At 33.8% G+C, this 7,311-nt stretch carries 7 protein-coding genes and 1 pseudogene; 5 read left to right on the forward strand and 3 right to left on the reverse strand.

Annotated elements, in window-relative coordinates:
• Positions 1-89 precede the first annotated feature (89 nt).
• The 3 genes from ACFFLE_RS07905 to tarL are packed head-to-tail and all read left to right on the forward strand — an operon-like array spanning position 90 to position 3,543.
• Positions 90-806, forward strand: coding sequence for a D-ribitol-5-phosphate cytidylyltransferase (locus tag ACFFLE_RS07905; RefSeq protein WP_380570596.1), 717 nt, complete (start codon positions 90-92; stop codon positions 804-806).
• On the forward strand, positions 799-1,827 hold the full coding sequence (locus tag ACFFLE_RS07910) for a zinc-binding dehydrogenase (protein ID WP_380570597.1): 1,029 nt from the start codon (positions 799-801) through the stop codon (positions 1,825-1,827). The genes ACFFLE_RS07905 and ACFFLE_RS07910 overlap by 8 nt, the downstream gene beginning before the upstream one ends.
• Positions 1,828-1,854: 27 nt before the next feature.
• Positions 1,855-3,543 (forward strand): teichoic acid ribitol-phosphate polymerase TarL, encoded by a 1,689-nt coding sequence (gene tarL, locus ACFFLE_RS07915; RefSeq protein WP_380570598.1) that lies wholly within the window; start codon positions 1,855-1,857, stop codon positions 3,541-3,543.
• Between the two features lie 155 nt (positions 3,544-3,698).
• Here tarL and ACFFLE_RS07920 read toward each other — a convergent pair whose 3' ends face one another.
• The gene (locus tag ACFFLE_RS07920) at positions 3,699-5,183 is read right to left on the reverse strand and encodes a glycosyltransferase (protein ID WP_380570600.1); all 1,485 of its coding nucleotides are present in this window, start codon (positions 5,181-5,183) and stop codon (positions 3,699-3,701) included.
• Positions 5,184-6,060: 877 nt separating this feature from the next.
• Complete coding sequence (locus ACFFLE_RS07925; protein ID WP_380570602.1) at positions 6,061-6,159, reverse strand: IS3 family transposase; 99 nt, start codon at positions 6,157-6,159, stop codon at positions 6,061-6,063.
• Positions 6,160-6,261: 102 nt separating this feature from the next.
• Here ACFFLE_RS07925 and ACFFLE_RS07930 point away from each other — a divergent pair.
• Positions 6,262-6,483: pseudogene (locus tag ACFFLE_RS07930) on the forward strand (transposase family protein); the annotation flags it as partial.
• A gap of 15 nt (positions 6,484-6,498) precedes the next feature.
• On the opposite strand, the gene ACFFLE_RS07935 reads toward ACFFLE_RS07930, so the two are convergent.
• Positions 6,499-6,657: a hypothetical protein gene (locus ACFFLE_RS07935; protein WP_380570603.1), complete on the reverse strand. Its 159-nt coding sequence runs from the start codon at positions 6,655-6,657 to the stop codon at positions 6,499-6,501.
• 58 nt (positions 6,658-6,715) lie between these two features.
• Here ACFFLE_RS07935 and ACFFLE_RS07940 point away from each other — a divergent pair.
• Positions 6,716-7,311 (forward strand): transposase (locus ACFFLE_RS07940; RefSeq protein WP_380570601.1); only part of this gene is annotated, 596 nt, incomplete at its 3' end.

The following is a 7,311-nucleotide window of genomic DNA, read 5'->3' on the forward strand; positions in this document are numbered from 1 at the left end:
TTTGTTATAGTATAATTGTTATGTATTTATTTAAAAACTTATAAAATGTTCGATGGTAAAATATTTTTTACAAAGGAGAAGATGACTATATGATTTATGCTGGTATATTGGCTGGGGGAATAGGTTCGAGGATGGGGAATGTCCCACTTCCTAAACAATTTTTAGATTTAGATGGAAAGCCTATACTTGTTCATACAGTTGAAAAATTTTTACTGACAAGTGAATTTGATAAAATTTTAATCGCCACACCTCAAAAGTGGATTGCCCATACAAGAGATACATTAAGGAAACACAATATTAACGATGAGAGAATTAATGTAGTTGAAGGTGGCTCTGATCGAAATGAAACAATTATGAATATTATCAATGTAATAGAAGACCAGGATGGCATTACTCCTGAAGATGTAATTGTTACCCATGACGCTGTTAGACCATTTCTGACCCATCGTATTATTAAAGAAAATATTGCAAACGTATTGGAGCATGGTGCAGTAGATACTGTAATCACTGCAATAGATACAATCGTTACTTCAACAGACGGGGATTCTATAAAATCAATCCCCGTAAGGAATGAAATGTATCAGGGACAAACACCTCAATCTTTCAATATTAATCTATTGAGAGATTCTTATAACAGATTATCAGATGAAGATAAAAAAATAATGACTGATGCATGCAAAATTCTAGTTGTAGCCGATAAAAAAGTAAAATTGGTTGCAGGCGAGTTATTTAATATTAAAATAACGACACCTTATGATCTTAAAGTCGCGAACTCAATCATAAAAGGAGGGATGTCTAGTGATTAACCAGCTGTACCAACTAGTGTCTCCAAGACAGTTCGAAGTCACTTATAATAATGAAGATGTTAAAGGTGATAAAGTTGTTGTAAGGCCATTATACTTATCTATTTGTGCAGCTGATCAGAGATATTATACAGGCACCAGAGATAAAAAAGTTTTGAAAAAGAAACTTCCAATGTCCCTCATCCATGAAGGTGTTGGGGAAATAGTTTATGATAATAAAGGTAAATATGAGGTTGGGACAAAAGTCATTATGGTTCCCAACACCCCTATTGAAAACGACCCTGTTATAGCTGAGAACTACTTACCTAGCAGTAAATTCAGGTCAAGCGGTTTTGATGGATTTATGCAAGACTATGTCTTTATGGAGCATGACAGAGTTGTTAGATTGGATGAAAGCATCAAAGATCTAAGTACTGTCGCTTATTCTGAATTGGTCAGTGTAAGTTGGCATGCGATTCAACGTTTTGACAGCAGGTCCAATGCTAATAAGAACAGTTTTGGTATTTGGGGAGATGGCAACCTGGGATATATTACAGCTATTCTATTAAACAAACTTTATCCGGATGCTAAAATTTATGCATTTGGTAAAACGGCCTATAAATTAAGCCATTTCTCATTTATTGAAGAAGTTTATAACATTCACGAGATACCTGAAGACGTCACATTTGATCATGGTTTTGAATGTGTAGGAGGTAAAGGCAGCCAATCTGCCGTAGATCAGATGATTGAATTAATCTCACCGGAGGGAACAATAAGTCTTTTAGGTGTAAGTGAATATCCAATAGAAATAAATACACGCCTTGTACTCGAAAAAGGCTTAACGATGTTTGGCAGTAGTCGTAGCAGTGCCCAAGATTTTAGGGATGTCGCCAAATTTTATAAAGATCACCCTGATGTTATTGATAAATTATCACTTCTAAAGGGTAATGAATTCGAAGTTAAAACTATTAATGATGTTGTAATGGCATTTGAGGAAGATTTATCGACATCTTGGGGTAAAACAGTAATTAAGTGGACCATGTAAAACATAGAGAAGGAGTGAAATAGTAGGTTGAATCATTACAATGTACAGATAGATAATATGTATTGGGAGAGAATTCAGCTTTTCATCGAAGGTCATACCAATGACATTGATATAAGAGATAAAAAAGTAATATTAAGAAATTTAACTGAAACAAAAGAAGTGGAAGCAAATGATGTGATGATTGACGGTAACAATTATAAAGCACGTTTTAATATAGCAATCTTGGATGATGGTAATTATTTACCTACAGGGCAATATTTAATGATTTTTAAAGGGGATCTTGATCATATTGCTCATGTAAACCAAGAATTACTTGACCCTTTAAACTATGAATTGGATGAAAACCAATTAGAGCGTTATGTTTCATTTGTAACCGTCAACGACAAGAAAAACTACCTTTTAAATAACTTTAAGCATCAATTTAAAAAAGGTGGTAATTCCAAGACGATAAGTTACAGTGTGACACCAAAAATTTCTAAAGAAGTTAATGAATTTGTGCTAGATATTAAGTTTAATAAACCAAGACCTAAAGAGAGTATGCTCTCATCAAAAATCAAGAATATCAAAAAAAAATATAATAAAAATTCTTTCAAAATTCGAGATTTTTTATTCAAACTTATATTCAATGTTACTAAATTCTTTAATATGAAAAAAGGTAATACAGTGCTATTCACTTCGGACTCTAGACCAAGAATGTCTGGAAACTTTGAATTTATTTATAATGAAATGCTTAGACAAAATCTAGATAAAAAATATAAAATCCATTCTATATTTAAATCAAGTATTTCAGCAAGAAGGAGATTTATAGACAAATTCAGGTTCCCCTATTTATTGGGGAAATCAGATTATATATTTTTAGATGATTATCATCCATTACTTTACAATATGAAATTCAGAAACAATCAAGAAATCATACAAGTTTGGCATGCTGTAGGTGCATTCAAAACTGTTGGTTTCAGCCGTACAGGTAAAAAAGGCGGACCCTTCTTTAACTCAGTAAATCACAGGAACTATACAAAAGTAACCGTATCTTCTGAAAATGATGTCCCTTTTTACGGAGAAGCATTTGGAGTAAAAGAAGAAAATATAATTCCAACTGGTGTACCAAGAACCGATATTTTCTTTGATGAAAACTACAAAAAGAATATAGTAGCTCATATGGAGAATGATCTCCCTATAATAAAAGATAAAAATGTAATTTTGTTTGCCCCTACTTTCAGGGGAAATGGTCACAATACAGCACACTATCCATTTTTTAAAATTGATTTTGTAAGACTTGCTCGCTATTGTCGCGAAACTAATACAGTTGTATTATTCAAAATGCATCCATTTGTAAAGAATAAATTAAATATACCCACAGAGTATGAACAGTATTTTGTTGATGTCTCAGATTACAGAGAAGTGAATGATTTACTGTTTGTCACTGATATCCTAATTAGCGATTACTCATCCCTTGTTTATGAATTTGCATTATTTAAACGTCCAATGCTTTTCTATGCATTTGATCTAGAAGACTATGTAACGTCACGTGATTTCTACGAACCATACGAATCATTTGTTCCTGGGAAAATTGTTGAAACATTTGATGAATTGATTACTGCCTTGGATAATGAAGATTATGAAGAAGAAAAAGTGGTTCCTTTCTTGAATAAACACTTTAAGTATCAAGACGGAAAATCAAGTGAAAGAGTTATACGCAATATTTTTAACTATTAATGTAATTTTTAAACTATTAGTTTAATGATGATTCGAATAAGGCCAAATTCACCGAAAATATATAATTATTTATTTACCCCTAAAGCAGTTATTTGAAAATTACTTTAGGGGATTATTTTAGGTTTATTAATGTAATTTCATTGCTATAATATTTATTATTTATCAAAAAGGACTTGCCATTTATCCATGATTTTTTCGCTAGAATATTTTTCAATAATGGTATTTCTCGCTTCTTTACCTAACTTTTTTGTTAAATCATCATCATTTACTAGTTCTAATATCTTATCTGCCATTTCTTGAATATCTAAATTAGGTATTAAATAACCATTGATATCATTTTTGATAAATTCATTTGGACCATAGTTAATGTCAAAGGCAATAACAGGTCTTTGAAGTAACATAGCCTCTATCATGCTAAGTCCTTGCCCTTCATACTGAGAGGTAGACAAAACGCATTGAAACTGATTGATTACTTGCTGTGGTTTAGAAGTATAACCTAAGAGTTTCACATTATCATTTAAATTTTTTTTGTTGATAAGTTTCCTAACTCTATCTTTTTCTGGGCCTTCGCCATAAATATGAAATTCAACTTCTTCATCTTCTTTGACAACTAATTCTGCTACATCAATTAAATGATGAACACCTTTTGTCGCAACTATCCTAGAGATATGCCCAACTATTTTATTATTTGCAAAATCACTTTCTTTTTCAAAATTATTTATAAAGTTACTGATTGCATATATATTATTAACTGAGTATTCTTCCTTTATATCTTTTCTCTGAGCATCAGTTAGCACAATCACGCCATCAATATTGTCAGCATTATTAATAATATAATCTTCCTTTATCTTTTTAGACCCATCAGTATTAAAATTTTTATAATGATTAACATGTATGACTGCAAATTTTTTCGCATTTTTATGGCTAGTATTTAACATTCTTGGAAAACTTCCTGGCCCATCACAAATCATTATGTTCTCTGAATTATCTTTAACTATCTCTCTCAAGAAATGAGAACACACATTCAAGTTACTACTGAATTGTATTTTATCAACGAGTAGATATGTCACTCCTACATTTCCATTTTTAGGGTTAATATTCCTTGAAATATATGGAAATCCTTTCCTATCATAGAATGTTTCAAATAAAACTTTATTGTCGTAATTAAATATATTTATGCGATGAATTTTTTCGTTTTTTAAATGAACTCTTCTATATCTTTTATTATTGTTATATAAATCAACAATTGTTTGTTCTGAATCCAATAATTTTTTCCTAGCTTTATATTGTCCTGTCGTCTTATCTAAGAATTTTGAAGTTTTTTTATCTTCTTTAATTTCTATTGTGTCTTTAAAAAAATTATTAAACAAATTATATAATTTTTTATTATGTTTAATCTTTTTTGATGAAGATTTCTTTTCATAATACTGAAAAAGATTGAACATTTTAGTATTTTTGCTCATTTTATCTTGTTTCATTAGCGAATGAATAATATTATCATAATTGACTTTATAATCAAATGTGACGATATTAGCATTAACATTATTAGCATGAAACATTTTGCTTCTGGTTAACATAGCTGTGGTCATACCACCTTTGTTCACGTTTAATTCGTGAACGATCATAAATACATTATTCATAATTAGCCCCCTATTGGTTTTTTGTACTCAGTAACACAAAAGCTTTCTAACTACATAGTTTCTTAACATTAATGAAGATATAAAGATAGATTAATTTGAATAGAGCCCATGGTTTAAGCAATATATGCTTTCGCAGTAATACATTGATTTGTTATTAAGTCAGAGGTATGAAAAGATAATAAAAACAGTATAACAATTTAAATTTTTAGTATAAATGCCGACTAATATTCTTTACTTTGATTAAGTCAGAATCACTCGAAAAATATTGTAAAATAGTCTTTAAAGTTTTCAAGATAACAACAATGTCATGATATCCACTGAAAACTCTTGTAATATTTTTACTAAAGTCCACTATTGTACTTCTTGTTATCATTCTCTCTTTTATAGTTATTCTATTCAAAAATTTCTCCGACTACACGTTCTTTGCAACAGTTTATTATTTTGATAGATAGAACAAATAAAGCTTTATAATATCATTTGACAATAACAAGAACTACTTAGTGTTTATATTTTAAATATAAAACTCTCTGATGATTAGGGTACGAGATTATTAATTTATATGTACCCATATAACTATTGATATAAACTGTTACTGAACTTTTAGTTTAACTCTGTAAACGACCTATATATTCTACTATTTTAATAAGGTTTGCATAGTCCATGTCGCGCTTGAGAAACTATCAGGATAATGTTTCTATGGTCTGACATTTTGAATCCTTGAAAGACCGACTACTATAAATCTTGGGAATTCCTAGATGAACTCAAGCATAAAGTGAATGAATATATTAATAGGTATCATAATGAATGCTATCAACGATACTAAATAAGATGATCCCAGAAAGTTAAATTTTTAGAGCAGAGAAATCTGCTCTAATTTTTATACACCTATCAACTGGCGCGCTTGTTGTTCCCTGTACTGTACCGGACTCAGCCAGCCCATTTTCTCTTTCATCCGTTCTCTATTGTAGTATGTGATGTCAAGGGCAACTTAAAATTGTAGGTTAAGGGCAAAATAAAAATGGCTCTTACGCTAAGTTGGGGAGAAACGGGTATGTATCAGTAAAAAGGAATGGTGACCATGTATGATCATTTCACTGATTTAGACCCTCGCTTGACTGTACTCTCCTATGTGAAAACAGAGGATATTGTATCATATGTCATTACATTGGATACGCACACAGGCCGTTGTCCCCACTGCCATTCCATTACCTCTCAGCGACACAGTGCCTACATGCGGGTCATAGATGACCTGCCCATCCAGGGGCGACGCGTTCAACTGTATCTGAAAGCCCGGAAATGGTTCTGTTCGAATGCATTATGCGCCACAAAGGTATTTACGGAACGCTTTGACTGGCTGGTCCCTTATGGCCAGCGGACGATTCGTCTGGATGAAGCACTGCGGACCATTGCTTTCTCCAGCAGCTGTGTCCAAGGAGAAACTGTCACCCGGCAGCTTGGGATGCCGGTCAGCCATGACACACTGCTGCGCCTGATTCATAAAACAGAGATGCCTGTTCCGCAAAGCCCCTTTTGTGGGCATCGATGATTTCGCCTGGCGAAAAGGGTATCGGTATGGCATTCTGATCTGCGATGCCGTCACACATCATCCGATTGATCTCCTGCCCGACCGGGAAACGGCCACATTGGCCCAATGGATTCAGGGGCATCCGGAGCTGACCCACATCACCCGAGATAGATATGTGCGTTTTCAGGACATCATCACGACCCATGCCCCGGCCGTCATTCAGATCCATGACCGGTTCCATCTGATTCAGAACCTCTGGACCCTACATGATCGGATTATAAGGAAAGTGTTGCCGGTACGCATTGACCTCGGCATGCGATCACCGCCGCCAGTTCCTCCGCCTCAGACCAAAGCTGAGCATCACCGCTTGGAAAATGCCCAAAGGAAATGGGCACAGGCCCGGACACTCCAGAAGTACCATGCACAAGGGTATTCAATCTCCCGGCTTTCCCGGCAGTTCAATCTACACTGGAAGACGGTCGAGCGATACCTTGGGATGACAGGGGTGCCGGACACGACCCGCCAGAAACGGTCCAAACTGCTGGATGCCTTTCACAAATCGGTCATTCACTGGGAGGCGGACGGCGATTCCGTTCGGGCAAT

Source organism: Salinicoccus siamensis, from assembly GCF_042429615.1.
Taxonomy (GTDB): Bacteria; Bacillota; Bacilli; order Staphylococcales; family Salinicoccaceae; genus Salinicoccus; species Salinicoccus siamensis.